At 75.3% G+C, this 24,887-nt stretch carries 21 protein-coding genes; 13 read left to right on the forward strand and 8 right to left on the reverse strand.

Features of this window, described 5'->3' with window-relative positions; translation table 11 throughout:
- The first annotated feature begins 9 nt into the window (after positions 1-9).
- The 8 genes from ACPCK6_RS09750 (at position 10) to ACPCK6_RS09785 (ending at position 8,935) form a co-directional block, all read left to right on the forward strand.
- Positions 10-1,158 (forward strand): exonuclease SbcCD subunit D, encoded by a 1,149-nt coding sequence (locus ACPCK6_RS09750; protein WP_396883874.1) that lies wholly within the window; start codon positions 10-12, stop codon positions 1,156-1,158.
- Positions 1,158-3,632, forward strand: a complete 2,475-nt coding sequence (locus ACPCK6_RS09755; protein WP_423480913.1) for an AAA family ATPase — start codon at positions 1,158-1,160, stop codon at positions 3,630-3,632. The genes ACPCK6_RS09750 and ACPCK6_RS09755 overlap by 1 nt, the downstream gene beginning before the upstream one ends.
- Entirely contained in the window at positions 3,629-4,600 is a 972-nt protein-coding gene (locus tag ACPCK6_RS09760) for a hypothetical protein (protein WP_396883876.1), read from the forward strand. The genes ACPCK6_RS09755 and ACPCK6_RS09760 overlap by 4 nt, the downstream gene beginning before the upstream one ends.
- Positions 4,600-5,457 carry a spermidine synthase gene (locus ACPCK6_RS09765; RefSeq protein WP_423480914.1) on the forward strand — a complete coding sequence of 286 codons (858 nt, stop codon included), beginning with the start codon at positions 4,600-4,602 and terminating at the stop codon, positions 5,455-5,457. Before ACPCK6_RS09760 ends, ACPCK6_RS09765 begins: the two co-directional genes overlap by 1 nt.
- An 82-nt stretch (positions 5,458-5,539) precedes the next feature.
- The gene (locus tag ACPCK6_RS09770; RefSeq protein ID WP_047893132.1) at positions 5,540-6,238 is read left to right on the forward strand and encodes a sigma-70 family RNA polymerase sigma factor; all 699 of its coding nucleotides are present in this window, start codon (positions 5,540-5,542) and stop codon (positions 6,236-6,238) included.
- A complete protein-coding gene (locus tag ACPCK6_RS09775) occupies positions 6,235-7,014 on the forward strand; it encodes an anti-sigma factor family protein (protein WP_396883878.1) in 780 nt (259 codons plus the stop codon). Before ACPCK6_RS09770 ends, ACPCK6_RS09775 begins: the two co-directional genes overlap by 4 nt.
- Before the next feature lie 204 nt (positions 7,015-7,218).
- Positions 7,219-7,872: a COG4315 family predicted lipoprotein gene (locus ACPCK6_RS09780; protein ID WP_396883879.1), complete on the forward strand. Its 654-nt coding sequence runs from the start codon at positions 7,219-7,221 to the stop codon at positions 7,870-7,872.
- Positions 7,873-8,020: 148 nt separating this feature from the next.
- Positions 8,021-8,935 (forward strand): DNA-3-methyladenine glycosylase family protein, encoded by a 915-nt coding sequence (locus ACPCK6_RS09785; RefSeq protein WP_423480915.1) that lies wholly within the window; start codon positions 8,021-8,023, stop codon positions 8,933-8,935.
- A 4-nt stretch (positions 8,936-8,939) separates the two neighbouring features.
- On the opposite strand, the gene ACPCK6_RS09790 is transcribed toward ACPCK6_RS09785, so the two are convergent.
- On the reverse strand, positions 8,940-9,461 hold the full coding sequence (locus tag ACPCK6_RS09790; protein ID WP_423480916.1) for a DUF1990 domain-containing protein: 522 nt from the start codon (positions 9,459-9,461) through the stop codon (positions 8,940-8,942).
- Positions 9,462-9,516: 55 nt separating this feature from the next.
- Here ACPCK6_RS09790 and ACPCK6_RS09795 point away from each other — a divergent pair, with 55 nt between their 5' ends.
- Entirely contained in the window at positions 9,517-10,005 is a 489-nt protein-coding gene (locus tag ACPCK6_RS09795) for a GNAT family N-acetyltransferase (RefSeq protein WP_423480917.1), read from the forward strand.
- Here the strand turns inward: ACPCK6_RS09795 and ACPCK6_RS09800 are convergent.
- Positions 9,980-10,402 (reverse strand): SRPBCC family protein, encoded by a 423-nt coding sequence (locus tag ACPCK6_RS09800; RefSeq protein ID WP_396883882.1) that lies wholly within the window; start codon positions 10,400-10,402, stop codon positions 9,980-9,982. The genes ACPCK6_RS09795 and ACPCK6_RS09800 overlap by 26 nt on opposite strands.
- A gap of 284 nt (positions 10,403-10,686) precedes the next feature.
- A complete protein-coding gene (locus tag ACPCK6_RS09805; RefSeq protein WP_423480918.1) occupies positions 10,687-10,899 on the reverse strand; it encodes a hypothetical protein in 213 nt (70 codons plus the stop codon).
- 136 nt (positions 10,900-11,035) lie between these two features.
- On the opposite strand from ACPCK6_RS09805, the gene ACPCK6_RS09810 reads away from it, so the two are divergent.
- Both ACPCK6_RS09810 and ACPCK6_RS09815 read left to right on the forward strand, forming a co-directional pair.
- Positions 11,036-12,148, forward strand: a complete 1,113-nt coding sequence (locus ACPCK6_RS09810; RefSeq protein WP_396883884.1) for an ATP-dependent DNA ligase — start codon at positions 11,036-11,038, stop codon at positions 12,146-12,148.
- Between the two features lie 19 nt (positions 12,149-12,167).
- Positions 12,168-13,772: an alpha/beta hydrolase gene (locus ACPCK6_RS09815; protein ID WP_262013500.1), complete on the forward strand. Its 1,605-nt coding sequence runs from the start codon at positions 12,168-12,170 to the stop codon at positions 13,770-13,772.
- Between the two features lie 15 nt (positions 13,773-13,787).
- Here ACPCK6_RS09815 and ACPCK6_RS09820 read toward each other — a convergent pair whose 3' ends face one another.
- Positions 13,788-15,065 carry a YncE family protein gene (locus ACPCK6_RS09820; RefSeq protein WP_423480919.1) on the reverse strand — a complete coding sequence of 426 codons (1,278 nt, stop codon included), beginning with the start codon at positions 15,063-15,065 and terminating at the stop codon, positions 13,788-13,790.
- Positions 15,066-15,236: 171 nt separating this feature from the next.
- Here ACPCK6_RS09820 and ACPCK6_RS09825 point away from each other — a divergent pair, with 171 nt between their 5' ends.
- Complete coding sequence (locus ACPCK6_RS09825; protein ID WP_423480920.1) at positions 15,237-16,385, forward strand: RsbRD N-terminal domain-containing protein; 1,149 nt, start codon at positions 15,237-15,239, stop codon at positions 16,383-16,385.
- Between the two features lie 123 nt (positions 16,386-16,508).
- Entirely contained in the window at positions 16,509-16,961 is a 453-nt protein-coding gene (locus ACPCK6_RS09830) for a GNAT family N-acetyltransferase (RefSeq protein ID WP_396883887.1), read from the forward strand.
- A 67-nt stretch (positions 16,962-17,028) separates the two neighbouring features.
- Here ACPCK6_RS09830 and ACPCK6_RS09835 read toward each other — a convergent pair whose 3' ends face one another.
- Genes ACPCK6_RS09835 through ACPCK6_RS09850 form a run of 4 tightly spaced genes read right to left on the reverse strand, consistent with a single transcriptional unit; the run spans position 17,029 to position 24,701 of the window.
- Positions 17,029-17,754, reverse strand: coding sequence for an ABC transporter ATP-binding protein (locus ACPCK6_RS09835; protein ID WP_423480921.1), 726 nt, complete (start codon positions 17,752-17,754; stop codon positions 17,029-17,031).
- The gene (locus ACPCK6_RS09840) at positions 17,754-18,788 is read right to left on the reverse strand and encodes an ABC transporter ATP-binding protein (RefSeq protein ID WP_423480922.1); all 1,035 of its coding nucleotides are present in this window, start codon (positions 18,786-18,788) and stop codon (positions 17,754-17,756) included. The genes ACPCK6_RS09835 and ACPCK6_RS09840 overlap by 1 nt, the downstream gene beginning before the upstream one ends.
- Position 18,789: 1 nt before the next feature.
- Positions 18,790-21,519 carry an FtsX-like permease family protein gene (locus ACPCK6_RS09845; protein ID WP_423480923.1) on the reverse strand — a complete coding sequence of 910 codons (2,730 nt, stop codon included), beginning with the start codon at positions 21,517-21,519 and terminating at the stop codon, positions 18,790-18,792.
- A complete protein-coding gene (locus tag ACPCK6_RS09850) occupies positions 21,516-24,701 on the reverse strand; it encodes an FtsX-like permease family protein (protein WP_423480924.1) in 3,186 nt (1,061 codons plus the stop codon). Before ACPCK6_RS09850 ends, ACPCK6_RS09845 begins: the two co-directional genes overlap by 4 nt.
- Positions 24,702-24,887 lie beyond the last annotated feature (186 nt).

The following is a 24,887-nucleotide window of genomic DNA, read 5'->3' on the forward strand; positions in this document are numbered from 1 at the left end:
CGGCACCAGATGAAGATCCTGCACACCTCCGACTGGCACGTCGGCAAGGTCCTCAAGGGGCAGTCCCGGGCCGAGGAGCACAAGCAGGTCCTCGCCCAGGTCATCGAGATCGCCCAGCGTGAGCGGCCCGACCTGGTGATCGTCGCCGGTGACCTGTACGACACCGCCGCGCCGACCCCGGAGGCGACGCGGCTGGTCACCCGGGCGCTCACCGCGCTGCGGCGTACCGGGGCCGACGTGGTGGCGATCGGCGGCAACCACGACAACGGCGCGGCGCTGGACGCGCTGCGCCCGTGGGCCGAGGCGGCCGGGATCACGCTGCGCGGCAGCGTCCGGGAGAACCCGGACGAGCACGTCGTCGACGGGGTCACCGCCGGTGGGGAACGCTGGCGGCTGGCCGCGCTGCCGTTCCTGTCCCAGCGGTACGCGGTGCGCGCGGTGGAGATGTACACGCTCACCCCGGCCGAGGCGAACCAGACGTACGCCGACCACCTGGGCCGGGTGCTGGACCGCCTCGCCGAGGGGTTCACCGAGCCGGACCGGGTGCACCTGGTCACGGCGCACCTGACTGTGGTCGGGGCGAGCACCGGCGGCGGTGAGCGGGACGCGCACACGGTGCTCGGATACGCGGTGCCGGCCACCGTCTTCCCGGGCAACGCGCACTACGTGGCGCTGGGTCACCTGCACCGCTCGCAGCGGGTCATCGGCCCGTGCCCGATCCGCTACAGCGGCAGCCCGCTCGCCGTCGACTTCGGCGAGCAGGAGAACGTCTGCTCGGTGACGATCGTGGAGGTGACAGCCACCACCGCCGCCCGCGTCCGGGAGGTGCCGGTGCCGGGCGCGGTGCCGCTGCGCACGGTACGCGGCACGCTCGCGCAGCTCGCCGAGATCGAGGCGCCGGAGGGCTGGCTGCGCGTCTACGTCCGGGAGCAGCCCCGGGCCGGGCTGCGCGAGGAGGTGCAGGAGCTGCTGCCCCGGGCGCTGGAGATCCGGATCGACCCGGAGCTGGTGCCCGCTCCGGGCAGCGGGACACGGACTGCCCAGCGGGCCGGCCGGTCGCCGGGCGAGTTGTTCGGCGACTACCTGGACAGCCGCGGGCACGCCGACGAGGGTGTCCGGGAACTCTTCGACGAGCTGCTCGAGGAGGTGGAGCACTGATGCGGCCGATGCGACTGGACATGGCCGGGTTCACGGTGTTCCGCGACGAGACGACAGTCGACTTCACGGACGCCGACTTCTTCGCGCTCGTCGGGCCGACCGGCTCGGGCAAGTCGACGGTGCTCGACGCGATCTGCTTCGCGCTCTACGGCACGGTGCCGCGCTGGGGCGGCACGCGAGGGCTGGCGAACGCGCTGGCGCCGTCGGCGACCGAGGCGCGGGTCCGGCTGGTCTTCGAGTCCGCCGGGGACCGGTACGTGGCGACCCGGGTGGTCCGCCGCGACGGGCGGGGCACGGTAAAGACGGCGAACGCCGGGCTGCAGCTCATGCCGCCGGGCTTCGACGTCACCAAGCTCGACACGGGGCTCAGCCCGGAGGATCTGGGCGAGGTGGTGGCGGGCACCCCGGCCGAGATGGAACAGGCGGTGCTGGACGCGGTGGGGCTGCCGTACGAGCAGTTCACCTCCTGCGTGGTGCTGCCGCAGGGCCAGTTCGCCGACTTCCTGCACGCCAAGCCGGCCACCCGCCAGCAGATCCTGGTGAACCTGCTCGGGCTGGGCGTCTACGAGTCGGTGCAGAAGAAGGCGGTCGAGCGGGCCGGGCAGGCCGAGGCGAAGCTGGAGACCGTCGACAAGATGCTCGGCGGGCTCGCCGACGTCGACGACGAGCGTCTGACCGCCGCCCGGGAGCGGGTGGACGCGATGCGGGAACTGGCCGCAGCGGTCGCTGCCGCCGTACCCGAATGGGAGCGGGCCCGTGCGACGGCGGGTGAGCGGGCCGCAGCGCTTGCCGCCCTCGACGCCGAGTTGGGTGTGCTGGCCGGGGTGCGGCCGCCGGACGGCACCGCCGAGCTGGCGCGGGCGGTGGCGGCGGCCCGGGTGGCCGCGGACGAGGCGGCGGGCGCGGTCGGGCTGGCCGAGGAGCGCGAGGAGAAGCTGCGCGGGGAGCTGGCCGCCGCCGGTGACGAGAGCGCGCTGCGGTTGCACCTGAAGGCGTACGCGGACCGGGACCGGCTGACCACGGAGGCGGCGACTGTGCGCGCGGCGGTGGACGCGGCACGGACCGAGCACGACGCGGCGGTGGCGGCGCTGGCGGCGGCGCGGGCGGACGCGCAGCGGGCCGAGACGGAGCTGGAGTCGGCGTTCCGCGCGCACGAGGACGCGAAGGCCGCCGACCAGGCGGTGGCGCTGCGGGCGCACCTGGTCGGCGGCACGCCCTGCCCGGTGTGCGAGCAGACGGTCACCACGGTGCCGGCGGTGCCGAAGGGTTCGGCGGTGAGCCGGGCGATCGAGGCGGGCAAGGCGGCGCGGGCGGCGAGCGAGGCGGCCAAGCGGGTGGTGCAGGAACGCGACACCGCGGCCCGTGACTCCGACCGGGTGCTGCTGCGTGCCCGGACCCAGCACGACCAGCTCGGTGCGCGCCTGGCCGAGCTGGACGAGCAGCTCGCGGACGCGCCGGCGCCGGAGCGGCTGCGCGAGTCGCTGGCCGAGCACGCGCGGCTGCGGACCGCGCTGGAGGAGGCGGCCGGCGCGGTGCGGGCCGGCCGGGAGGCGGCCCGGCGGGCGCGGGGCTCGCTCGACGCCGCGCAGGAGCGGCTGCGCCGGGCCTGGCGTGACTTCGACGCGGTACGCGACGGGCTGGCCCGGTTCGGTCCGCCGGCCGCCGACCGGGACGACGTGGCGGCGGCGTGGGCGGCGTTGGCCGGCTGGGCGGGTGAGCAGGCGCAGGCGCGGCGCGCGGACCGCGACGGGCTGGCCGACTCGGTGGAGGCGGCGCAGCGGGCCGCGACCGAGGTCGCCGACGGGATCGCCGCGTTGTTCACCGCCGCCGGGCTGGACGCGCCGCAGGACGCGCCGCGCGACGTGGCGGTGGCGGTGGAGCGGGCCGAGGCGGAGTTGCGCCGGCTCGACGAGCGCCGCGAGCAGGCCGCCGAGCTGCGGGAACAGCGGGCCGGGCACGAGCACGAGGCGCGGGTGGCGCGGGCGCTCGCCTCGCACCTGCGGGCGAACAACTTCGAGCGCTGGCTGCTCACCGAGGCGTTGGACCTGCTCGTCGACGGCGCGTCGCGGATCCTGCGGGAGCTGTCCGGCGGGCAGTACGACCTGGTGCACGACAAGGGTGAGTTCTTCGTGGTCGACCACCACGACGCGGGGCTGCGGCGCGGGGTGCGGACGCTGTCCGGCGGGGAGACGTTCCAGGCGTCGCTGGCGCTGGCGCTGGCGCTGTCCGAGCAGCTCGCCGGCATGTCCACCACCGCCGCCAGCCTGGAGTCGATCGTCCTGGACGAGGGTTTCGGCACGCTCGACGCGGCGACGCTGGACACGGTCGCGGCGACGCTGGAGAACCTGGCCGCCCGGGGCGACCGGATGGTCGGCGTGGTCACCCACGTGCCGGCGCTGGCCGAGCGCATCCCGGTCCGGTTCGAGGTCCGCAAGGACGCGCGGACGGCCCGCGTGGAACGGACCGGCCTGTGACGTCACAGTCGCCGGCGTTCTTCGTCGACGCGTGGGATCCGGCGTACGGCGCGTCGTTCGAGGCGGCCGGCGGGTCCGGGCCGGCCGCGCCGAGCAGCGCCCAGGTCGACGCCGACGTCGAGCTGCCGGCCACCGACTGGCGGGCGATCGGCCCCCGCGCGGACGTGCGGTCACCGGACGTGGTGCTGCTCGTCGACGGGGTACGCCGGATCGACGCCAGCGTCTGGACGGCCGAGGAGGACGGCGGCTCGTTCCCCGGCATCGCCGCCTCGTACGCGGCCGGTGTGGTGCGCTGCGACCTGGACCGGGGCGCCGCCGAGATGGCCGGCGCCCGGGTGGGCCGGGGGCTGTTCACGGCGAGCCCGTCGGCGCAGGACGTGATCGCCGGGACGGTCCGTTATCCGGTGCACCGGGTCAGCGGCACCGGTGAGCTGAGCAAGCTGCCCGCGGCGGTGCAGGCGCCGCTGACCGCGCTGGAGGTGGCCGTCTCCGACGCGGTACGCACCGACGGCGACCTGCTGGTGGTGGACGGTCCGCTGCGCAGCCGGCGCAACCTGCCGCGCACGCTCGGGTACATCAAGACGCAGCACAGCCAATACCTGGACGCCCGGCTGACGGCTGTGGTGACCGGGCTGGCGCCGGGCGAGCGCTGCCCGGTGTTCCGGCTGGGCACGGCGTGGGGCGGCTGGTCGTGGTATCTGCGGCTGCCGGTGCGCGCGGGCGCGCCGTGGGCGGGCATCGTGCGGGTGGAGTGCTCGGCCGACCTGACCGTGCCGGAGGCGATCGCGCTTGCCGACCTGTCGCTGGTGACGCTGCCCCGGTTCGCCTCCACCCCGTACAAGGATCCGCGCGCCCCGCAGAACCTGGTGCCGATCGCCGGGCTGGAACGCCGGCTGCGCGGCATGCTCGGCGACGCGCGGCTGCTGCACCGGGTGCTCACCGCCGCGGCGCGCGGGATGCGGCGCTGATGGGCCGGCGACGCGACTCCGACCGGGTGGTGGCCGACGTCGACACCGGCCGGGCCGAGCTGGTGCCCGACGCCGACCGTGCGGGCTCCTGGACGCTGCTGCTCGACGGTGCGCCGCAGTCGCATGTGGACCTCGACGACCCGTCGCACCTGGAGTTCGAGTACGTCCGGCGGCTGGCAGCCGCGCTGGACCTGGTGGCGCCGGCCGGGACGCCGCTGCGGGTGCTGCACCTGGGTGGCGGCGCGCTGACCCTGCCCCGCTACGTGCAGGTCACCCGGCCCGGTTCGACGCAGCGGGTGTCCGAGGTGGACGGTGCGCTGGTGGATCTGGTCCGCCGCGAGCTGCCCTGGCCGTCGGATCCGCGCCTGAAGGTACGGGTGGCCGACGCGCGGGCGACGCTGACGTCGAGCCGCAACGGCGCGTACGACGTGATCGTGGCCGACGTGTTCGCCGGCGCCCGTACCCCCGCGCACCTGACCTCGGTGGAGTACGCGGCCGAGGTGGCCCGGGTGCTCGCGCCCGGCGGCAGCTACCTGGCGAACGTGGCCGACGGCCCGCCGCTGCGCCACGCCCGCGCCCAGGTCGCGACGGTGCGGACCGTGCTGCCCCAGGCCTGCCTGGTCGGCGACGCGGCGGTGCTGCGCGGCCGTCGCTACGGCAACCTGGTGCTGGTGGCGTCCCGGGTGGAGCCGCCGGTGCCGGAGCTGACCCGGCGGGCGGCGGGCGACTGGTTCCCCGGCCGGGTCCTGGCCGGTGCCGAGCTGGACCGGTTCACCGGCGGCGCGGCGGTGGTCCGCGACGCGGACGCCGTCGACTCCACTCCCCCGCCGCCGGGAATATTTTCCGTCAAACGTTGATCCGATCGGCTGATCGCTGCGTATCACCGGGCGGCCATGCCCGTGGGGGGCCGGCTGATGTCATTGGACAGCGGAGGTCTGCATGCATGCGGTGGCGGCCGGCTGGCACGGCGAAGTGGCGCGGCCCGAGTGGATGTTCGCCCGGGCACAACCACACTCGCGCGCCTCGCGTTCGGGCCGGGGGGTCGACGCCCGGTCCGCCGATCGCCAGAATGACCCGGTGCCGCCGCGACCCGCTCCCGGACGCCACCAGGCGACCTCCGCCGAGGCCAGCCACTCCGACCAGCTGATCCGCCTGCTGTACGCCGAGCACGCCGGCCCGCTGCTGATGTTCGTGATGCGCCTGACCGGCGGGGACCGGCAGCGCGCCGAGGACATCGTGCAGGAGACGCTGCTGCGGGCCTGGCGCAACGCGCACCGGCTCGGCGTGCAGGGCCAGGGCTCGCTGCGCCCGTGGCTGGTCACCGTGGCCCGGCGGATCGCCATCGACGAGCACCGCAGCGAGCAGGCCCGCCCGCCCGAGACGTACGACCGGGATCTGACCATGTTCGCCGAGTCGGACAGCACCGACCGGGTGCTGCGCACGATGACCGTCGCGGACGCGCTGCGTACGCTGAGCCAGTCGCACCGGGAGATCCTGGTGGCGACGTACTTCCGGGGACGCACCGTGCCGGAGGCGGCCGAGGAGCTGGGGCTTCCGCTGGGTACCGCCAAGTCGCGGGTCTACTACGCGCTGCGCGCGCTGCGCACGGCTCTGCAGGAGAGGGGGGTGACCGAATGAGCCGGGCCGATCACATGGACGTCGCCGCGTACGCGCTCGGCGTGCTCGACGCGCAGGACGCGGAGCGGTTCGAGGAGCATCTGGCCACCTGCTGGGCCTGCGCTGCGGAACTGGAGACGATGGTCCCGGTGGTGGGGCTGCTCTCCGGCATCGACGGCGAGGCGATGGCCGCGCTGGAGCAGACGCACACCGATCCGGCGCTGCTGGACCGGACGCTGATGGCGGTACGGCGGGACCGCCGTCGTACCCGGGTGCGGCAGTTGCTGGCCACAGCGGCCGCTGTGGTGGTGTTCGGCGGCGCGAGCGCGGCGGCGGCCGGGATGCTCGGCGACGATCCGGCGCCGCCGCAGGCGGTGCCGACGCCTGCCGCGCCGAGCGTCGCGCCGAGCGGCGAGCCGGGCAACCCGAACGACCCGGGCGTCGGCGGGAAAGAGGACATCGAGGGCGACCAGCACAACGCGACCGATCCGGGTACCGGCGTGCAGACCACGATGTGGCTGGCCCGCAAGGAGTACGGCACGCAGATCGCGGTGCAGCTCAGCCGCCTGCCGGGGCCGCGCACGTGCCGGCTGGTGGTGGTCCGCAAGAACGCCACCAGCGAGGTGATCTCCACCTGGTCGGTGCCGGTCGGCGGCTACGGGACGAACCAGAACCAGCTTCCGCTGGAGCTGAGCGCGTCCACCTCGGCCCCGGTGCGCGACATCGACAAGCTTCAGGTGCAGTCGGTCGACGCGAACGGGGTGGCCAGCACGCTGGTGACGGTGGACGACATCTGATCGGTGGTGCCGACGGCGCCGGGTGGCTCGGCCACCCGGCGCCGTCGTGTCGTGCCCGGCCGACGGACCCCCTCGTGCTGACGCACGCAGCGGGACGCCCATCGGTTCAAACGGTCCACTGTGAAATGTGCCACCGTTGTCGGTTCAACCTTGACAGTGCCGCGCCCGTACTACTCGGCGAACTGCCAAGAACGAGGAGGGCACGTGGCACACCACAAGCGGACGACCGTCATCGTCGCGAGCGCGATGGTCGCACTTACGGCCTGCGCCCCCGCAGGCTACAACGGGGCGAACTCGGGCGCGGCCGAGCCGGTCGCCGTCGCCGCGGCCGAACCCACCGCGGCGGCCGAACCGGAGGTGTCGGCGGCTCCCGAGGAGGAGCCGGTCGCGGACAAGGCACCGCCGGCCAACGTGAAGATCACCGACGAGCTGGTCGGCAAGAAGCTGCCCCGGATGGGCCGCGTCGTCACCGACCAGGACGGCTGGGTGCTGTACCGGTTCGACAAGGACTCCGACGATCCGCCGCAGTCCAACTGCGTGGACAAGTGCGCCGAGGTCTGGCCGCCGTCGCTCACCGACGGCAACCCGAAGCTGCAGGGCGTCTCCGACGACAAGGTCGGCACCATCACCCGCCAGGACGGCACCCGGCAGCTCACCATCGGCGGCTGGCCGGTCTACCGCTACATCGGCGACAAGAAGCCCGGCCAGTGGAAGGGCCAGGGCGTCGGCGGCACCTGGTTCGTGGTCGACCCGAACGGCAAGAAGAACCTGACCTGCCTGCCGACCGGCACGCCCAAGGCGGTCGCGCCGCCCGCGGCCGGCAGCTCCTCCGGTGGCGGCTCGGACTACTCGTACTGACGCACCAGGACACGGTGACCGGTCGCCGCCGGGGAGGGCGCGGCCGGTCACCGTCGCGAACCCCGGGAGGCGGGCCGCACCGGCATCGGCCCGCCTCCCGGCCAGGCGTGCCCGGCGTCACGGCCAGGCCGCGTGGCAGAGTGGCCTGGTGACCTCGCCCGACGCCCGCCGTACGCTGCGCCCGCCGGCCGGCTACCGCCTGGCCCCGTCGGTGCGGGCGCTCACGTTCAGCCCGTACGACCCGTGCGCGCGGATCGCCGCCGGCACGTTCTGGTGGGCCACCCGCACCCCGGACGGCCCGGCCACGCTGGCGCTGCGCCCGGAGGCGGGAGAGCTGACCGCCGAGGGGTACGGCCCGGGCGCCGGCTGGGTGGTCGAGCGGGCCGACCGGATCGCCGGACTGTGCGACGACCTGACCGGGTTCGCCGCGCTGGCCGCCGCGCATCCGCTGGTGGCCCGCCTCGCGCACACGCACCACGGGCTGCGGATGCCGGCCACCGGCCAGATCTTTCCCCGGCTGCTGCGGGCCGTCTTCGAGCAGAAGGTCACCGGCAAGGAGGCGTACCGGGCGTACGCCGCCACAGTGCGGCACTTCCGCGAACCCGCCCCCGGCCCGCTGCAACCCCTGCTGCTGCCGCCGGAGCCCGCCGCGGTGGCGGCCACGCCGTACTGGGTGTTCCACCCGTTCGGGGTCGAGCAGCGGCGCGCCGACACGCTGCGCCGCGCGGCGGCCGTCGCGGACCGGCTGGAACGCTGCGCCGACTCGGCCGAGGCCACCCGGCGGCTCACCGCGATCCCCGGCATCGGGCCGTGGACCGCCGCCGAGGTGGTGCGCATCGCGTACGGGGATCCGGACGCGGTGAGCGTCGGCGACTACCACGTGCCGAACACCGTGGCGTGGGCGCTGGCCGGGGAGCCGCGCGGCGACGACGCCCGGATGCTGGCGCTGCTGGAGCCGTTCCGGGGGCACCGCGGCCGGGTGTGCGTGCTGCTGGAGGCGGCCGGTATCCAGGCGCCGAAGTACGGCCCGCGCGCCCCGATCCGCTCCTTCGCCCGCTACTGACCGCTCAGCGCCGCCGGCACAGCCGCCGCAGCGTCCGCCCCAGCCACCAGGCGTACGCCCGCTGGAAACCCGTCACGACCGGCCCGCCGGCCCGCACGTACCACTGGGCCGGGCGGCTGAACGCGGTCACCTCGAACCAGACGCCGTCGGCGCCCCGGGTCACCAGGAACGCCTCCTCACCGACCTCCGGGTGCCCGGGCAGCGTGCCGTAGCCGAACCCGGCCCGGTCCGGCTCGTCCACCGCCCACACCACCTCGGTCGGGCCCCACAACCGCACCGGGCCGACACCGAGCCCCGGCGTGACCCGTACCCCGGGGGCGGCGCGCGGCGCGTCCGCGCGCATCACGACGCCTGCGGCACGGTGCAGCCGCCAGCCCAGCACCGCGTCCGCCGCCAGCGGGAAACCGCCGTCCGGCAGCCGGACCCGGTGGCGCAGGTGGTGGTAACCGGCCGGCAGGGCGCCGTCGCGGGTCGCGCCCACCTCCGGGTACGTCAGCTCCGGCACGCCTGTCACCTCCACGCTCATGGGAACACCCCCGCCAGCGTACGGCCGCCCGGGAGCGCTGTGGTGAGCTGAGCCGGTGACCGACGTGACCATCGCCCCCGCCGGCCTCGACGACGCCGGGGAGATCCTCACCGTGCAGCGTGCCGCGTACCTGGTGGAGGCGCAGCGCTACCGCGACGTGTTCCTGCCGCCGCTGACCGAGACGCTGGACGAGGTACGGGCCGCCCTGACCGGGCCGGACGTGGTGCTCGCCGCCCGGCGCGGCACCCGCCTGGTCGGCTCGGTCCGCGCCCGCGTCGACCGCGGCACCGCACACGTGGGCCGCCTCTCGGTCGCCCCCGACCAGCAGGGCCGGGGTGTCGGCGGGCGGCTGCTGGACGCCGTCGAACGGGCGTGTGCCGGCCGGGTGACCCGGTTCGCGCTGTTCACCGGCGCGGACAGCGCGGCGAACCTGTCCCTGTACGCGGGCCGCGGGTACCGGGTGGTGGCGCACCGGCCGGACGAGAACGGCAACCGCCTGGCCGTGCTGGAGAAGACGGTCAGTCCCGCTCGCAGCGGCGCCTGAGCCCGTCCGCCTCCTGCCGCAGGTAGCGGCGCATGGTGGAGCCGCCGAGCAGTCCGACCAGCCAGGCCAGCGGACCGGTCTGCACCAGGATCAGCTCGGCCCGGGTGCGCCCGTCCTCCAGCGGGATCAGCCGGTGCTCACCCCGGGTGCGCACGCCGGGGCTCGCCGACTCCCAGGCGAACGAGTACGGCGGATAGATCTCCACAACCCGCCACACGGCCGGGCGCAGCCGGGGCTGCTCCAGCCGGGCCGTCGAGCCGAGGAGCAGCGGACCGGGCTCCAGCCGACGGGCGGCGGTGACCGACGGCGTCCACTCGGGCCAGCGCTCGACGTCGCTCTGCACCTCCCAGACCCGGTCGACGTCGGCGGCGATGTCGACGGACTCGGTGAACCGCATGGGCTTCTTCCCTCCCCCGTGGACGGTCCACTCAGCCTATGCCCGAGTCCCACCCCGCCGCCGCCCGCCGCCCGCCGCCCGTCGCCCGTCACCCGTCACCCGTCACCCGTCGCCCGCCGCCCGCCGCCCGCCGCCCGTCGCCCGTCGCCCGTCGCCCGTCGCCCGCGATCTTGGAGTTGTGGCGCCCAGGATGTCCCGCTCGCCACCTTTGCGAGGCGCCACAACTCCAAGATCGGCGGGGTGGCGACGGGTGGCGGGGAGCGGGGAGTCGAGACGCGCGGGGGTCAGGCGGCTTCGTGGAGGTCGGCCAGGGTGACCGGGGCGTACCGCCTCAGCAGGCGTTCCAGCTCGGTGACCGAGCCGACCTCGCCGAGGACGTTCACGCCGCCGCCGCGCTCCGGCGGGTAGCGGTGCGCCAGCCGGTAGCGGTAGCGGCCACGGATCAACTCGACGCTGACCCGCCAGCGCCCGCAGCATCCGCAACTCCACTCCGGCACGCCGCGACGGTAGCTCTGACCTGCGGCTTCACCATTCGGGCGGCGGTGACGAACGCGGCCGGTACGGGACACGCCGCCCGGCCACCGGCGGTGATCTGCGCCACCACTGTCGGTGGGGTCTGGTTGACTGGTCGCCGTGGACCTGCCGATCAACCCTCCGGTCGAACCGATGCTCGCCAAGAGCGTGGCCGAGTTGCCCACCGATGCCGGACTGACCTACGAGCCGAAGTGGGACGGCTTCCGCTGCATCGTGTTCCGCGACGGCGACGAGGTCGAGCTGGCCAGCCGGGGCGGCAAGTCGATGACGCGTTACTTCCCCGAGGTGGTCGAGCAGGCCCGCCGGCAGCTCCCGGCCCGGTGCGCGGTCGACGGCGAGCTGATCGTGATCCGGCGGGACGGCCCGGGTGGGCAGCCCCGGCTCGACTTCGAGTTGCTGGCCCAGCGCATCCATCCGGCCGCCTCCCGGGTGAAGCTGCTGGCCGAGACCACCCCGGCCGACTTCGTCGCGTTCGACCTGCTGGCGATCGACGACGAGTTGCTCATCGACCAGCCCTATCCCCAGCGGCGGAAGCGGCTGGAGCAGGCGTTGTCCGGGGTTCGCCCGCCGGTGCACGTGACCCAGGTGACCACCGACCCGGAGACGGCCCGCCGCTGGTTCGACGTGTTCGAGGGCGCCGGGCTGGACGGGCTGATCGTCAAGCCGGCCGACCTGCCGTACGAGCCGGGCAAGCGGCTCATGTCCAAGGTCAAGCACGCCCGCACCATGGACGCGGTGGTGGCCGGTTTCCGCTGGCACAAGTCCGGTCCGGTGGTCGGCTCGCTGCTGCTCGGCCTCTACGACGACGACGGCGTGCTGCACCACATCGGCGTCAGCTCCTCGTTCACGATGGCCCGCCGCAAGGAGCTGCTCGACGAGCTGGAGCCGTACCGCGACGTCGGCGGCGAGCACCCGTGGGTGCACGGCGACCACGAGCGGGGTCAGCGCATCCCGGGCGGGGTGAGCCGGTGGACCGGCGGCAAGAACCTGGAGTGGGAGCCGCTGCGCCCGGCGCTGGTGGTCGAGGTGGCGTACGACGCGATGGAGGGCGACCGGCTACGGCACACCGCCCGGTTCGTGCGCTGGCGTCCCGACCGTGATCCCCGCTCCTGCGACTACGGCCAGCTCGACCGCCCGATCCGTTACGACGTCGACGAGGTGCTGCGCGGCGATCCGGCGGCGACGGTCGGTGACACCCGCGGCCGGGCGTAGCCTGACGGTCGACACGATCATGGAGGGCGCCCACGTGACCCGCTTCCCCGACCGTACCCGCCGGTTCCGGCCCGTCCTGGCCGCGTTCGTCGCGGCGGTGGTGCTCACCGCCGGCTGCACGCTGCCGGCGTTCGCCCCGCGCGCCGAGAGCGAGGGCGAGGCAGCGCCGCCTGGTACCGCTCCGGAGTGGCGGGCCTGCCCGGAGGTGCCCGACGAGCTGGTCGGCCGGGGCGCGGCGGACATGCGCTACGACTGCGCCCGGATCGCGGTGCCGCGCAACTGGGGCACCGGGGCCACCACCGGCGCGACCGCCGGTCCGGGCGCCGGCGAGACGTTCGAGATCGCGCTGATCCGGGCCCGCTCGACCAAGCAGCGCGACCGGATCGGCTCGCTTGTCATCAACCCGGGCGGTCCCGGCGCGTCAGGTGTCGACACCGCCGTCTACCTGTCCTTCGGCCCGGCGTTCGGCGGCCTGCCGACGGCGATCACCGACCGGTTCGACATCGTCGGCTTCGACCCGCGCGGCGTGGCCCGGTCCAGCCCGGTCAAGTGCATCTCCGACGCCGACCTGGACGCCAGCTTCGGCTACGACCCCGACCCGGAGAGCCAGTCGTCGTTCGACGGGTTCGTCGGCCTCAACCGGCGCATCGGCGAGCGGTGCGGCGCGAAGTACGGCGACCAGCTCCCGCTCTACGGCACCGAGCAGGCCGCGCGGGACATGGACGCGGTCCGCGCGGCGGTCGGTGACGACAAGCTGACCTATCTCGGCTACTCGTACGGCACGCTGCTCGGCGCCACCTACGCGCAGCTCTACCCGCAACGCGTGCGCGCCCTGGTGCTCGACGGCGCGGTCGACCCGCAGCAGAAGCTGATCGCCGGGTCGGAGAGCCAGGCGAAGGGCTTCGAGCGGGCGTTCGACAACTTCGCCGACTGGTGCGCGGCGAACGCCGGCCGCTGCCCGATCGCCCCGGACGCCCGGGGCGCGGTCACCGACGCGATCGCCAAGGCGAAGGTCTCCCCGGTCCGCGCGCAGGACGGCCGCAAGGCCACCGCCGGCTGGGTCTTCTACGCGGTGATCTCCTCGCTCTACACCGAGCAGGGCTGGCAGGAGCTGGCCCGGTCGATCGACGACCTGCAGGGCGGCGACCCCGACGGCGTGTTCAAGCTGGCCGACTCGTACGCGGGCCGCGAGCCGGACGGCCACTACTCCAACCTGTTCGACGCCAACCTGGCTGTCAACTGCGCCGACGAGACCGAGAAGCCGTCCCGTGAGCAGGTCCGCTCGTTGCAGTCGCAGTGGCGGCAGAAGTACCCGCTGTTCGGTCCCGCCCTGGCGGTGGGGATGCTCGGCTGCGTGGAGTGGCCCGGCGAACGGGATCCGTACCCGACCGGCCGGGCGAACGGTGCCCCGCCGATCCTTGTGGTCGGCACCACCGGCGACCCGGCCACGCCGTACGAGCAGACACCGGCGCTCGCGTCGATGCTCGGCGTGGGACGGGTGCTGACCTGGGAGGGCGAGGGGCACACCGCGTACCCGCAGACGTCGTGCGTCACGTCTGCCGTCGACGCGTACCTGATCTCGCTCACCGTCCCCCGGGAGGGGCTGCGCTGCCCCGCCCGGTGACGGTGCGGCCGGGCGTCAGCCGGCGGCCGGAGGCGTCCAGCCCTCCGCGATGTGCCCGATGCGTACCCGCTGGGGGTGGTCGCCGACCGGGACGCTCGCGACCTTCTGCCCGGTCGCGAAGTTGATCGCGGTGACCTGGTCGGCACCGGATTCGGAGATCACGCAGTCCCGGCCGTCCCCGCTGACCGTGGCCCAGTACGGCTTGCTCGCGGGCACCAGCGGTCCCTCACGCAGCGTGGCCCGGTCCAGCACGGTGGCGTAGTCGTCCATGGTGCCGGCGACGCAGATCCGGGTGCCGTCGGGGCTCATCGACAGGCCGTGGTGCCGGGAGTCGTTGACCCAGGTGGTGCGGTCCTCGCTGGTGGCCGGGTTCTTCGGCAGCGTGGCGACGCGGGTGACCCGGTCGGTGGCCACGTCGTACTCGACGACGCCGTTGAAGAAGGACACCTGGAAGTAGAGCCGGCTGCCGTCGGGGGTGAACACGGCGGGACGGACCGCGTCGGAGAGGTCCCGGCGGCCGGCGGCGTCCAGCCGGTCCCGCATGTCGATCACCTTGACCACCTGGTACGTGCCGGTGTCGGCGACGGTGATCCGGCGGTCGCCCTTGGTCCAGTCGAGCCACGGCGCGTCCAGGTCGGTGTTGACCTCGCCGATGGACATGTTCCACAGCCGGGTGCCGCCGTCGGTGTAGATGTTCTCGTGCGGCTTGTCACCGGCGCCGAACGAGCCGAGTTGCGCGCCGGAGCGGATGTCCAGCACGTGCACCGTGTTGGAGGTGGAGGCGGAGACCGCGACGCGGGTGCCGTCCGGCGAGACGGCCATGTGGTCGGCGCGGTAGCCGGAGACCGGGAACCGCCAGCGCAGCGCGCCGGTGGCCAGGTCGATCGAGACGACGTCGGCGAAGCTGGGCCGGGACACCACGAGCGCGGTGCCGTCCGGCGTGGTGTACATGTCGTCGATGAGCTGGTCGTGGCCCTCCCCCGGGCCCTGCCGGATGCCGAGGAAGAACGCCAGCTTGATCGGGTTGAGGTAGATCTCGCGCAGCCGCGCGGCGCGGTCCGGGATCACGTTGATCCGGCCGAGCTTGGCGTAGTCGCCGCGGGACCGGATCACGTCGGCGGTGCCGTCCCAGTTGTTGCCGACGAACATCACCTCCTGGAGCGCTGCCGCGGCGGCGGCCGGCGCGGGCGCGGTCACCAGCGGCGCCGGCGCGACCAGGGCGAGCGCGGCCAGCACGGCAAGGCCGGCGCGACGGCGGCGGACACGGGACGGGTGCTGTGGCACGGGTGTCATGGACGCCTCCTGGCAGCGGTACGACATCGACGTTTCTCAGTGGCACGAGCGGTGTTACCTTGCGGTAACAACCAGGAGAGCAACCGGCCGCCCGCTCGGGCTAGGGATCCGACGCCAACGCCCGCGCGGCCCGGTTGTGCCGCGTCGACAACCGGAGGGCGGCGGACGCCGATGACCCGGATCGGACAGGCCCCGACGTTCGGCGCGCTGCTGCGCGACCTCTCCGCCGATCCGGCCGCCGTCGACGAGGTGGCGCGGGCGGCCCGCGCGGACTCCCCCGAGGTGGCCCGGCTGCCGGCCGACGAGGTACGCCGCCAGGTCGTGCTGCTGCTGACAAGCGGTCTGGGCGCGCTGGAACGCCGTGAGGACCCGGCCGGACGTGACTTCGCCGAGGCGCGCCGGCTGGGCGCGGACCGGGCCGCGCAGGGCGTCTCGGTGGCCGGTCTGCTGCGCGGGGTGCAGGCCGGGCGGGACCGCGCGGTGGAGCTGGTGGTCCGGCACGGGCGGGCCGCCGGCATCCCGGACGAGGTGCTGCTGGAGGGGCTGCTCACCATCGGCCGGTACGCCGCGGCGGTGGAGCGGGCGGTGGTCGACGGGCACCGGGGCGCCGAACGGGAACTGGCTCGTACCGGCGCGGCGGCCCGGGCCCACCTGCTGCGGCGGCTGCTGCGCGACGGCCCGGCGGGCCTGCCCCCGGCCGAGCTGACCCGGTTCGGGCTGCGGCCGGACGGGCGCTACCACTGCCTGGTCGCCGCGCCACCGGACCCGGTCCGGGCGTACGCGCTGCACCGGCAGCTCACCGCGCGCGGCGGCCTGCTCGGCACGGTCGGGGACCGGCTGGCCGGGCTGCTGCCGCGACCGCCCGACGCGGTACCGGCCGACCTGCTGACGCTGGTGGCGCCCGCGCAGCCGCTGGCGCGGGCCCCGGCCATGTACGCGCTCTGCCTGGCGGCACTCGCCACGGCGGCGAACCGGCGGCTACGCGGGCTGCGTCAGGTCACCGACCTGGCCGGGGAGACCGCGCTCGCCGCCCAGCCGCTGCTCGCCGAGCTGCTGCGCGGCACGCTGCTCGGCGCGCTCGATCCGGCCGACGAGTTCCACCGGGAGCTGGCCGGCACCGCGCTCGCCTGGCTGCACCACGGCCAGCGGCTGGACCAGACGGCCACCGAGCTGCACGTCCACCCGAACACGGTGCGCTACCGGCTGCGGCGGCTGCGGGAGCTGACCGGCGGGCCGCCGGTGGAGGAGGGGGCGCGGTGCACGGTGCCGGAGACCGTGCACTGGTGGTGGGCGCTGCGGAGCTGGCTGGACGACCGCTGACCACGGACGGCGCAACCGGACGCCGCGCCCCGGCGACGCGGCCGGACGAGCGGCACGACCGGGCGACCCGTCGGGACGCCGCCCGGGCGACACCGGCGCGCGGCGCTGTGCCACGCTGGCCCGGTGACCGAGGTGATCTTCCGGGAGGCGGTTCGCGCCGACCTGCCCGCCGTGCTCGCGCTGCTCGCCGACGACGTGCTGGGCCGCACCCGCGACCTGCCCGAGGTGGACGAGGCGTACGAGCGGGCCTTCACCGACCTCGACGCGGACCCGCGTAACCATCTGATCGTGGCCGACGACGGCGGGGAGCTGGTGGGCTGTTTCCAGCTCACGTACATCCCGGGGCTGGGCCGGCACGGCGCCGAACGCTGCCTGATCGAGTCGGTGCGCGTCCGCTCCGACCGGCGCGGCCGAGGGCTGGGCCGGACGATGATGCGCTGGGCGATCGACCGGGCCCGGGAGCACGGCTGCGCGCTGGTGCAGCTCACCACCGACAAGCAGCGCGCCGACGCGCACCGGTTCTACCGCGACCTGGGCTTCGTGGCCAGCCACGAGGGCATGAAGCTGGCGCTCTGACCCGGCCGCGACCCGCCGCAACCCGGCACCGGGCCGCCGCCCGCAGGCGCGCGGCCCGGCACCCGGATCAGTCCTCCGACACCAGCCGGCCGTCGCGCAGTGTGAGCGTACGGTCGGCCAGCTCGATCAGCGCCGGGTCGTGCGTGGCGACGAGCGCGGTCATGCCCCGGGCGTGCACCACCGCGCGCAGCAGGTCCATGATCGACCGGCCGGTCTCGGAGTCGAGCTGACCGGTCGGCTCGTCGGCGATCAGCAGGTCCGGCTCGTTCGCCAGCGCCCGGGCCACCGCCACCCGCTGCTGCTGCCCGCCGGACAGCTCGTACGGGCGCTGCGCCGCGTGCCCACCGAGCCCGACGAGTTCCAGCAGCACCGCGACCCGCTGCTCCCGCTCGGCCGCCGGCACCTTCGCCAGCCGCAGCGGCACCCCGACGTTCTCCGCCGCGGACAGGATCGGCACCAGGCCGAACGTCTGGAACACGAACCCGATGGTGCCCCGGCGCAGCGACAGCAGCTCCCGCTCACCCGCGGCGGTGACGTCGTGCCCGGCCACCCGGATCCGCCCGGCGTCCGGCCGGTCCAGGCCGCCGACGAGGTTCAGCAGCGTGGTCTTGCCGGCGCCGGAGCGGCCCCGGACGGCGACCAGCTCGCCGCGTCCCGCGGTGAACGAGACGTCCCGTACGGCGTGCACGGCGTGCTCCCCCCTGCCGAAGGTGCGGCTCACCCCCTCGACCCGGACCACGTCGTCGACGGCCGTCCCCGGCTCCGCCGGCAGCACCACTGTCTGGTCGGTCATCACTCACTCTCCTCGGCGTGTGCCCGGTCGCCGGGGCGCACCTCGACGTGGTCGGGTTCCAGGTTGAGCCGGACCCGGTCGCGCAGGGACAGCGCCTCCACGAACTGCGCCGGCAGTTGCATCCGGCCGGTGCGGTCGAGCACCGCGTACTCCTCGCTGACCATCTCGGTGCCGCCGTCGGCGGTGGCGCGCGCGGTCCGGCGTACCTCGGAGGCGGTCCGGCCGTCGCGGATCGCGACGGTACGGCGGACCTGGCCGGCCACGGCGTGGTCGTGGGTGACCACCACGATGGTGACCCCCAGTTCGGCGTTGATGGTGCGCAGCGCGGCGAAGACCTCGGCGCCGGTCGCCTCGTCCAGCTCACCTGTCGGCTCGTCGGCGAAGAGGATCTCCGGGTCGTTGGCGACCGCCACGGCGACCGCGCAGCGCTGCTGCTCGCCGCCGGACATCTGGCCCGGCCGGCGGTCCGCGCAGTAGCCGACGCCCACCATGTCCAGCAGCTCGCGGGCCCGTTCCCGCCGCTTGCGGCCCCCGCCGGCCCGCCCGGCCAGCTTCATCGGCAGTTCCACGTTCTCCAGCGCGGTCAGGTACGGCAGCAGGTTGCGGCCGGTCTGCTGCCAGATGAACCCGACCACGTCGCGCCGGTACGCGAGCCGCCGCTTGTTCGACAGCGACAGCAGGTCGTAGTCGGCGACCCGGGCGATGCCCGCGGTGGGGGTGTCCAGCCCGGACAGGATGTTCAGCAGCGTCGACTTGCCGGAGCCGGACGCGCCGACGATCGCGACCAGCTCGCCCCGGTCGATGACCAGGTCGAGGCCCTGGAGCGCGACGACCTCGACGCCCTCGGTCTTGAAGATGCGCACCAGGCCGTCGCAGACGATGTGCCCGCGCAGCCGGTCGCGCCCGCCGGCCCGTTCGGCGGCCCGCTGGGCGGCGCGCTGTTGCAGCGACGCCAGATCCGGTACGGCAGACGACGGTTCGTCACGCGGCGTGAGACGCGCCGGGCCCGGGTGGCCGGAAGCGGTCGCGGTCATGTCAGCTCTCCTCTCCGAGCCGCAGCACCTCGCCGAGGCGCAACCGGCGGTTGTTCACGGCTTCCACGGTGATCGCGAAGCCGAGGGCCAGCATGGCCAGGACCGACACCCCGGCCACCAGGCCGGGTTCGAAACTCGGGCGCACCTCCACGCCCCCGGTGAAGGCGGGCAGCCCGAGCACCGGTGTGAGCAGCAGCGGCAGCAACGCGCCGACCACCGCTCCGGTGAGCACCGACACCAGCACCAGCGGCGTCAGCTCCACCATCAGCAGTCCGCGCCACTGCCGGCGGGACAGGCCCATCGTGCGCAGCCGGGACAGCACCTGCCCGCGCGAGCGGGCCCCGGCGAGCACCGCGAGCGCGAGCCCCAGCAGCCCCAGCGCGGCGCCGCCTCCGGCGCCGAGCACGAAGCCGAACACCAGCAGGCCGTTCACGCCGGTGCCGCCCAGGTCGGCGCGCACGGCCGCACGGGTCGTCACCTCCGGCGCGCGGGCCTTGTCCCCGGCGTCGACCCCGCCGATGCGCAGGTAGCGCCGCTGCCCGTCCCGTGCCACCCGGTCCACCTCGGCCGCGTCCACACCGGACCCGGCGAGCACGAAACCGGTGGGTGCGAGCTGGTGCGGCGCGTCGGCCGGCAACGCCGGCCACGGCAGCACCACGAACCGGCGTACGCCCTCGCCGACGAGCGCGAACCCGTCGACTGTGGCGGCGGTCCGCACCGGCAGGCGGTTGCCCTGCACGTCCAGCCAGGCGGGCCGCTCGCCCCGGGCGTCGGCGAGCCCGGCGTCGGCCAGTTCCTCGGCCACCGCCGGGGACACCAGCGCCGGCAGCGGCGTGCTCCCGTCGGTGCGGGCCCGCACCGGGTCGGGCACGTCCACCGGTACGCCGGCCTGCCGTGCCACGTCGGCGAACCGCTCCCCGTCCACGAGCACCACGCGCAGCTCGGTGATCGGGGCGGGGCGTCCGGCACGGTCGGAGTACGGGCGTTCGGCCGGCACGGTGAGCAGCGGCGCGACGGCGCGTACCCCGGGCAGCCCGGCCAGCTTCTCCGCGGTGTCGGGCGTGAAGCGCTCGCCGCGTACCAGCAGGTCACCGGGCACGGCCTGGGCGGCGGCGGTGTCCCGGCCGGTCTCGATGCCGGTCGCCACCACGCCGCAGAACGCGGCGGTGGCGACGGCGAGCACCACCACGACCAGCGGCCCGGTGCTCGCGGCCCGGCCCGCCCGGGCGGTGCCGAGGAACGCGACGCTGCCGCGCGCCCGGGCGGCGACGCGGCTGACCAGCCGCAACGGCCAGGGGTACGCGCGCAGCGCCAGCAGCGCCGCCGCGATCGCCAGCAGCACCGGTACGGAGACCAGCAGCGGGTCCACCGCACCGGCGGTGAGCCCGCGCCGGCGCAGCAGGAACGCGCCGAGCACGGCGAGCCCGAGCACGACGACCTCGACGGTGAGCCGGATGGCGGGCGACCGGCCGCCCAGGTCGGCGCGGCCACCGGCCCGGCGGCCGACGGCGAGCGCGGCGAGCGGCGGCAGCAGCGTGGCCAGGAGCGCGGCGATCACCACCCAGCGCCACGACGCGCCGGTGCCGGGCAGCAGCCCGCCGAGCAGCCAGCCGATCCCGGCCGCGGCCGGCAGCACCAGCAGCGACTCGGCCAGGCCGCGGCGCAGCACCGCGCCGGTCGAGCCGCCGCGGGCCCGGATCAGGTGGAACTCGGCGCGGCGGCGGCGCGCGGCCAGCCGGGCGGCCAGCAGCGTCAGCCCGGCCAGCGTGGCGAGCAGCCCGGCCGCGATGACCGCGAGCAGGGTACGCGCGGCGGCCAGCGAGTCGGCGAAGCGCCGCAGCGGGATGTCCACGCCCTGGCTGAGGGTCATCTCGGTCTCGGTGGGCATGGCCCGGTCCAGCCCGTCGACGCCGGCGATCAACGCGTCGAGGCGGCCCGGTTCGAGCCGGTCCGGGGCGATCCGGTACCGCCAGCCGAAGCTCACCGGCCATTCGCGGGCGGTGATCGAGTTCAGGCCCGCGTCGGCCGTGTACGCGACGCCCACGAACGGGTCGCCGTCGCCTTCCGGCGGGCTGAGCTTCAGCATCGACGGCAGCGTGTCCCAGACGCCGCCGGCCGGGTCGTTCGGCCGCCACACGCCGACCAGCTCGACCGGGCGGGAGTTGAGCACGTTGTTGTCGGCGTCCAGCAGTGAGAGGCGGAACCGGTCACCGGCCACGACGCCCAGCGTGGTGGCGATCGCCTCGGCGAGCGTCACCTCGATCGCGCCGGCCGGGGTGACGCCGCGTTCCGGCCACCGCCCGTCGACAAGGGTGGCCGCCTCCCGGATGCCGGTGCCGGCGCGCAGGTGCAGGTCGATCAGCCCTTTGTCGTCGCTCAGCGTCGGACCGCGCAGTCGCCCGGGGATGGTCTGTGCCGCGAACCAGCGCTCGCCGATCGTGTCGCGCACCTCGGGGGGCATCTTCTCCTCGATCGCCGCGAGCAGGGCTCCCCGGCTGGCGGCGACGGGCTGGGCCGAGGCCGGCACGACGTCCGGCGCGGTGCTGTACGTGAGGTCGCGGCGGGCCACCGGCTGCCCGGCGACGTATTCGGTGAGCCCCTGCCCGGTCAGCCGGTCGGCGACCCGGGGCACGCCCGTGATCAGCAGGGCGGTCACCAGGGTCAGGACGGCGAGCAGCAGGAACTGCCCCCCGTATGCGCGGACCCGGCGCGCGGCACCAGGAAGGCTCATCGTTCTCCTCCGATCCGGAGCTGCGCGGCGGCGACCCGCTGGCGGATGCCTGTGGTGATGAGGGCGGCGAAGGCGAGCGCGGCGAGCAGCAGCCCGGCGGCCGTCGCCCCGATCGGCAGCCAGGGCACTGTGAAGACCGCCTCGGGCACCGGCCGGCCGGCGGCCGGGGTGAGGATCACCAGCGGCACCATGGTGGCCGCGACGAGGGCGCCGACGAGCATGCCGACGCCGACGCCGATCGCGGCCAGGAACGTCTGTTCGGCGAGGTACGCGCGGGCCAGCAGCCGGGTGTTCGCGCCGAGCGTGTTGAACACGGCGAACTCGGTGAGCCGGCGCCGGGTGGTGGCCCAGACGTCGACCGCCAGGCCGACCAGCGCGAGCAGCACCGAGCCGAGCGCGGCGGCCAGCAGGCCGGTGCGCGCACCCTGCCAGTACGGATCCTCGGCGGCCTCGGCGGCCACCGCCCGCCGGTCCAGCAGCACCGTGCCGCCGGTCGGGGCGAGCGCATCAGCGGCGGCGGTGTGCCCGCCGGGCGTGGTGCCCAGCCACCACTCGGCCACCGGCCGGACGCCGCCACTGCGTTCCAGGAGCTGCGTGGTGGCGGTGGGCAGGTCCACCAGCACCCCGTCGCCCTCGGTGCCGGGGATGGCGGCGACCTGGCCGACCACTGTGACCTCGAGCGTCACCTCGGCGACCGACAGCTTGACCGTGTCGCCTGTCTTGACGCTCATCGCGGCGGCCACGCCGGGGGTGACGAGCACCGGTACCGGACGGTCCGGCACCTGCGGCACCAGCGCGAACCGGGACGAGGGGATCCGGGCGAACTGCAACAGCCCGGCGGGTACGTCGAAGCCCTGCGTCCCGTCGATCCGGGTCGGGCTCGCCTCGGCGGTGTCGCGGGGCCCGGCGCCCGGGTCGATCACCCGCCACGCCCCCTCCACCGGCACCGGCAGGGCCGCCCCGGCGGCGTCGGTGAGCCGCAGCTCGTCCAGCAGCAGCCGATAGGAACTGCCGGTGGCGTCGCCGCCGTCGGCCTCGACGCCGGCCAGGCGCAGCGGGGCGCCGCCGCTGTCGGGCAGCGGCACCGAGAAGCGCACCGGCTTCCCGTCGCCGCCGGCCTCGGCCAGCCGGACCCGCCAGGTGGCCCCGGCGTCGGTGGTGAACAACGCGGTCACCGCCACCCGCGGCCGGCCGAACATGCTCTCCACCGGGGTGCGCACGGTGCCGGACAGCGTCTTCGCCCCCTCGGGCAGGACGCCGCCGGCCGGCGCGGTCCGGCCGTTCGCGAGCCGGTCCAGCAGGGCGCCGGTGGACGCGTCGCCGCCGGCGTCGTCGAGCCGGATCAGCCCCTTCGCGGCGGCGGCGTCCAGCGCCACCACAGTGGCCGGCCGCGCCTCACGACCCACCCGTACGTCGTCGCGCCAGGCGGGCAGCACCCGGTCCACGCCCGGTACGGCGGCCAGCTGGGCGGCCCGGTCCACCGGGGCGGTGCCGTCCCGCTCGGTCAGCCGCAGGTCCGCGCCGACCGTGTGCTGCGCCTGGTCGCGCTGCGAGCGTTCCCACGAGGCCACGAGCGACCAGGCGAGGGTGCTGCCGCCGACGGCGAGCGCGAGCAGCAGCACCGGCCCGGCGTGCGGGCGCCGGCCCGCCTGCCACATGCCGAACATGGTGGCGTTCCACGTGCGCCGGTCGACGAGGCGTTCCGCGAGCCGGGTGGTCGGCGGCAGCAGCCGCAGCGCGATCACCGCGCCGGCCAGCACGCCGATGGTGGGCGCAGCGGCCAGCAGCGGGTCGATGCCGAGGCTGCCGTTCGCGCCGGCGAGCGGCGAGGAGTACTGCCGCAACTGGGTCCAGGCGAGCACGGCGAGGGCCACCAGCGCGATGTCCACGCTCGCCCGCTGCACTGCCGCCCCCCGGGTGGGCCGGGACCGGGACGCCATGTCGGCGACGTACGTGCCGGCCCGGCGCATCGCCGGCAGCACCATGGCGAGCAGGCAGCCCACCGCCGCGCCGACCGCCACCACCCACACCCGGGCCAGGTCGCCGTCGGCCAGCCCCAGGTCCGCGCCCAGGTAGTGGATCGCCTGCCCGGTCAGCGCCGGGGCCAGCAGCAGCGCCGGCGCCACCACGAGCGTCGCCTCGCGTACGGCCAGCCCGGCGATCTGCCCCCGGGCGGCGCCCCGGGCCCGCAGCAGCGCGGTCTGCGCCCGCCGGTCCTCGTTGAGCAGCGCGGCCACCAGCACCAGCGCGTACCCGCCGAGCACCACGATCAGCAGCAGCGGGGTGAGCAGCGCGGACCGGCCCACCAGGTCGGCCCGGCTGAGCCGGTCGACGAGCCGGTCCAGGTAGCTGACCTGCTGCGACGAGGAACCCAGGCCGGTGACCTCGGGCAGCTTCCCGGTGATCTCGTCCAGCGCCGTGGTCACGGCGGGCAGCCGGGCCGGCTCGACCGCCACCAGGTCGGGGTCGACCACCCAGGCCGCCGAGGTGGCCCCCGGGAAGGTACGCGTGAAGTCGGCCGGGTCGAGCGCGAACGGCCCGTACGAGGTGATCTCCGCGTCGCCCTGGCTCTCCCCCACTCCCGGGGCGAGACGCCAGTACGCCTCGGACGCGTCCCGTGGACGCCACGTGCCGACGACCACCACGGTGCCGGCGCGTTCGGCGCCCCTGTCGTACAGCGGCACCCGCTCCCCGACCTCCAGGCTCAGTTGCGCGGCCACCTTCTCCGGCAACGTCACCTGCAACGGGTTGCTGCCGGGCACCGGCCACGCCCCGGCGGCCAGTTCGGCGTGCGCCGGCAGGTCGTCGAGCGTGGCGAGGTTGGCGAACATCGGGTCGTCGTCGGTACGGGCGGCACCCACGTCACCGGTCAGCTCCCGCCCGGTCCCGGAGCGGGTCGCGGCCACGGTGACCGGAGCGCCGCCGAGCCCGTCGGCGAACTGTTCCCGTACCGCCCGGTCCCGCTCGGCGAACGCGGCGGCGTCGGCGCCACCGGAGCCGCTGATCAGCAGGCTGCGCTCCTCGGCCGGGGCGGCGTCGAGCACCGCCCGCGCGCCGGCCTCGACCGCCCGGCGGTTGTAGTCGGAGAGCCCGGTGACAAGCGCGACCGCGACGAGTGCCGCGACAGCGGCGGCGAGCAGCAGCCCACGGGCCTCTGTCGCCCGCCTCCACACCAGCTTCATCCGACGTCCTCTCCCTGGCCCCGGCGGGCCGATGCCGAGAGAGAGCAGTGACGCCCCGGAAAAGGTTCGCGCCCGTTACATGATCGTTATCGGTCCCCCCGCACCCTCTCCCACCCCGCCGCCGCCCCCGCCGCAGCCCCTCCCCGTCGATCTTGGAGTTGTGGCACCTCGAATGCGCGCTATGCG

It is taken from the genome of Micromonospora sp. AB353, assembly GCF_049538395.1.
GTDB classification, from domain to species: Bacteria; Actinomycetota; Actinomycetes; order Mycobacteriales; family Micromonosporaceae; genus Micromonospora; species Micromonospora aurantiaca.

Bases quoted from the DNA above. Each gene is read 5' to 3' on its own strand.
- ACPCK6_RS09750 (WP_396883874.1), top strand. From the start codon at position 10: ATGAAGATCCTGCACACCTCCGACTGGCACGTCGGCAAGGTCCTCAAG.
- ACPCK6_RS09755 (WP_423480913.1), top strand. From the start codon at position 1,158: ATGCGGCCGATGCGACTGGACATGGCCGGGTTCACGGTGTTCCGCGAC.
- ACPCK6_RS09765 (WP_423480914.1), top strand. From the start codon at position 4,600: ATGGGCCGGCGACGCGACTCCGACCGGGTGGTGGCCGACGTCGACACC.
- ACPCK6_RS09770 (WP_047893132.1), top strand. From the start codon at position 5,540: ATGCATGCGGTGGCGGCCGGCTGGCACGGCGAAGTGGCGCGGCCCGAG.
- ACPCK6_RS09775 (WP_396883878.1), top strand. From the start codon at position 6,235: ATGAGCCGGGCCGATCACATGGACGTCGCCGCGTACGCGCTCGGCGTG.
- ACPCK6_RS09790 (WP_423480916.1), bottom strand. From the start codon at position 9,461: ATGAGCGTGGAGGTGACAGGCGTGCCGGAGCTGACGTACCCGGAGGTG.
- ACPCK6_RS09800 (WP_396883882.1), bottom strand. From the start codon at position 10,402: ATGCGGTTCACCGAGTCCGTCGACATCGCCGCCGACGTCGACCGGGTC.
- ACPCK6_RS09815 (WP_262013500.1), top strand. From the start codon at position 12,168: ATGGAGGGCGCCCACGTGACCCGCTTCCCCGACCGTACCCGCCGGTTC.
- ACPCK6_RS09820 (WP_423480919.1), bottom strand. From the start codon at position 15,065: ATGACACCCGTGCCACAGCACCCGTCCCGTGTCCGCCGCCGTCGCGCC.
- ACPCK6_RS09825 (WP_423480920.1), top strand. From the start codon at position 15,237: ATGACCCGGATCGGACAGGCCCCGACGTTCGGCGCGCTGCTGCGCGAC.
- ACPCK6_RS09835 (WP_423480921.1), bottom strand. From the start codon at position 17,754: ATGACCGACCAGACAGTGGTGCTGCCGGCGGAGCCGGGGACGGCCGTC.
- ACPCK6_RS09840 (WP_423480922.1), bottom strand. From the start codon at position 18,788: ATGACCGCGACCGCTTCCGGCCACCCGGGCCCGGCGCGTCTCACGCCG.
- ACPCK6_RS09845 (WP_423480923.1), bottom strand. From the start codon at position 21,519: ATGAGCCTTCCTGGTGCCGCGCGCCGGGTCCGCGCATACGGGGGGCAG.
- ACPCK6_RS09850 (WP_423480924.1), bottom strand. From the start codon at position 24,701: ATGAAGCTGGTGTGGAGGCGGGCGACAGAGGCCCGTGGGCTGCTGCTC.